Raw genomic sequence first — 2,048 nt, forward strand, 5'->3', positions numbered from 1 at the left:
ATGCAAAGCTCATTGGTTATGCAATGGACGGTTTTGGTATCCACGAGATGCTCAATGGAGATGGTATTGAGCCTTCTGACTTAGATGAATGTAGAGGTCATTACGATGAGGTTAGAGGTTATCATTATCATGTGGCAAGCGCTGGTGAGAACTTATTTATTGGCTGCTTTAAAGGTGAGACTGGTTGTGTTGTTCAAAATGATGGCACTGGTGAAGCATGTGATGCATCAGTTATTGATCATTCAAAACGTAGAGGGCCTCCTCCTGGTCATGAGCCTAGAAAAGGTGGAAAAAGATGATACGATTTATTTTAACATTTTTACTTCTGCTAAGTTCTGATTTTGCTCTTGCTCATGCAGGAGTACAGGCCGGTGCTCCTTGGGTCGCTTGTGAATTAAAAAAGAAAAGTGATTCTTGTGAATATAGAGATCATCATCTAGATGTCTATCGTGGTACCTGTCAAGAGTCCGGAAATAAGCTACTCTGCGTTCGTAATAAACCAATAATTAAGAATAAAGATGGAGATAAAGTTAAAGGTAGATAGTTATTTGTTATAGCGGAAGCTGTTCTTCCCTAGGCGATATCTAGGGAAAGGTCTCCGCCTGAATTATCTTCAATCTCTTGTGACTCTTTAGATTCATTAGTTGAAACTTTTTCTTCAGCACTATCTTGCTCTTCTTTATCACTACCACCAAACTCTAAGTTTCGTTCAAAGTTAGAAGGTGAGGATGCTGCTCCGCTAGCAACTTCAAAAGAAATACTTTTTTCCTTGTAGAGGTTAGTTAAGTGCTGATCAAAAGATTGCATTTCACCTTTAGACTTTTCAATGGTGATATACATTTTAGAAAGAGGTTCTTTGCCACTTATGCAGTCTTGAATTCCTACTTTATTTACCATAATTTCTTGAGCACATATTCTGCCTTTACCATCCATCGTTGGAAGAAGGCGCTGGCTAATAGACCCAAAGAGGCATTCTGATAGTCTCAATTTCACGTTATCCTGCTCTTCAGGTGGAAACATAGAAACAATTCGATTTATCGTCGCAGGGGCATTGGTTGTATGTACAGTCGCAAAGACTAGATGTCCTGTTTCTGCTGCTTTCATAGATATTTGAATAGTCTCTGCGTCTCTAAGTTCCCCAATCACTATAATGTCTGGATCTTGTCTTAGAGCGCCTCTAAGTGCATCTTTAAAACTGTCAGTATCTTCACCAAGTTCTCTCTGAGTAATTCTTGATTTCTCAGATGTAAAGATGAATTCAATAGGATCTTCAATTGTGAGAATGTGCTCTTCTCTTGTTCTATTTATCTCTTGAATTATAGATGCCAAGGTCGAACTCTTTCCCGAACCAGTCACACCTGTAACAAGAACTAAGCCACGTTTTGCATTAACAAAACCTTTAAGGGCCGCAGGAAGGCCGAGTTCTGCCATAGTGGGCACTTTGATATTTATTACACGCATAATGATTGCAATACGTCCTTGGAACTTTAATAGGCTTATGCGCACCCTACAAATCTTCCCAAGTTGGTATGAGCCATCATACTCTTTTAAGGTATCAATACTTTTTAGAATATCTTGATCGGGGATTATTACTTTGCATATGGTGAGCATGTCTTCTTTTGATAAAGGATCTGCTTTTATTTTCTTTAATCCACCTTTCATTCTAAAGTAAGGATTTTCGCCTTCTCTTAGGTGAATATCGCTCACTCCATTTGCAGTGGCTAACTTTAATAGTTTATGAAAAGATTCTTTACTCATTGGCATAGCCATCTCTTCGGAATAATTAGAAGAAAATGAATATATTTATTAACAAATGAGTAAAGAAACCTTCCTAATTAAATCTAATTTAGTGCTTTATTTAATTTTCTTTAGTTCTTCGATAATGTCACTAGGTTCTGAACGAGTTCTGTAGTCTACGTCAACATAACTCCAAGTCACTTTACCATCTTTTCCTATTATAAAAGTTGCAGGAATTGGTAGCGTATTACCATTTCCATTATTTATGACCTCAAGGTCTAGTTTTCTATCCACACGCATATGTTCTTGCA

2 protein-coding genes and 2 pseudogenes are annotated in these 2,048 nt (G+C 37.6%); 2 read left to right on the forward strand and 2 right to left on the reverse strand.

Annotation, left to right across the window (positions count from 1 at the left end; translation table 11 throughout):
• Both ABX784_RS17265 and ABX784_RS17270 read left to right on the forward strand, forming a co-directional pair.
• A pseudogene (locus ABX784_RS17265) lies at positions 1–299 on the forward strand (hypothetical protein); the annotation flags it as partial.
• Positions 296–544, forward strand: coding sequence for a hypothetical protein (locus tag ABX784_RS17270; RefSeq protein ID WP_372656303.1), 249 nt, complete (start codon positions 296–298; stop codon positions 542–544). The pseudogene ABX784_RS17265 and the gene ABX784_RS17270, both read left to right, overlap by 4 nt.
• A 29-nt stretch (positions 545–573) precedes the next feature.
• On the opposite strand, the gene ABX784_RS17275 is transcribed toward ABX784_RS17270, so the two are convergent.
• Positions 574–1,764 carry a type IV pilus twitching motility protein PilT gene (locus ABX784_RS17275; RefSeq protein WP_372656304.1) on the reverse strand — a complete coding sequence of 397 codons (1,191 nt, stop codon included), beginning with the start codon at positions 1,762–1,764 and terminating at the stop codon, positions 574–576.
• Positions 1,765–1,854: 90 nt separating this feature from the next.
• Positions 1,855–2,048: pseudogene (locus ABX784_RS17280) on the reverse strand (AhpC/TSA family protein); the annotation flags it as partial.

It is taken from the genome of Halobacteriovorax sp., from assembly GCF_041587335.1.
In the GTDB taxonomy this organism is placed as follows: domain Bacteria; phylum Bdellovibrionota; class Bacteriovoracia; order Bacteriovoracales; family Bacteriovoracaceae; genus Halobacteriovorax.